This is a genomic window from Undibacterium sp. Di27W (assembly GCF_049340345.1).
Classification (GTDB): Bacteria; Pseudomonadota; Gammaproteobacteria; order Burkholderiales; family Burkholderiaceae_D; genus Undibacterium.
This window is the reverse complement of the sequence record NZ_JBMPOS010000131.1, coordinates 1-360: the sequence shown is the minus strand read 5'-3', so window position 1 is coordinate 360 and position 360 is coordinate 1. Positions and strand designations below refer to the sequence as shown.

General features: G+C 50.0%; 1 protein-coding gene. It reads right to left on the bottom strand.

The window, feature by feature from the left end; genetic code table 11:
* Positions 1–360 (bottom strand): transposase (locus ACO0LF_RS31620; protein WP_423021396.1); only part of this gene is annotated, 360 nt, incomplete at both ends.

The window sequence follows — 360 nt, the reverse complement described above, 5'->3', positions numbered from 1 at the left end:
TGTATCGCCAGGTACACCACTTTCATGGCCGAGGCATCATTGGGGAACAATTTTCTGCGTTTGGTGGCTGATCGAATGACGCTGTTAAGTGATTCGATGGCATTGGTTGTATAAATGGCCCTGCGTATCTCTGGTGGATACTCGAAGATGGTCGGTAGATTGGGCCAGTGGTTTGTCCATGATTTGGCAACCTGCGGATACTGATGATTCCACAGCCCAGCAAAGCGTTCCAGTTCTGCCAGTGCCTGCTCTTCAGTGGCAGACTGGTAGATGCGCTTTAAATCGGCAGTGACTTCTCTGTAGTCTTTCCAGGAGACATATTTCAGGCTGTTGCGCACCATGTGCACTATGCAGAGCTGA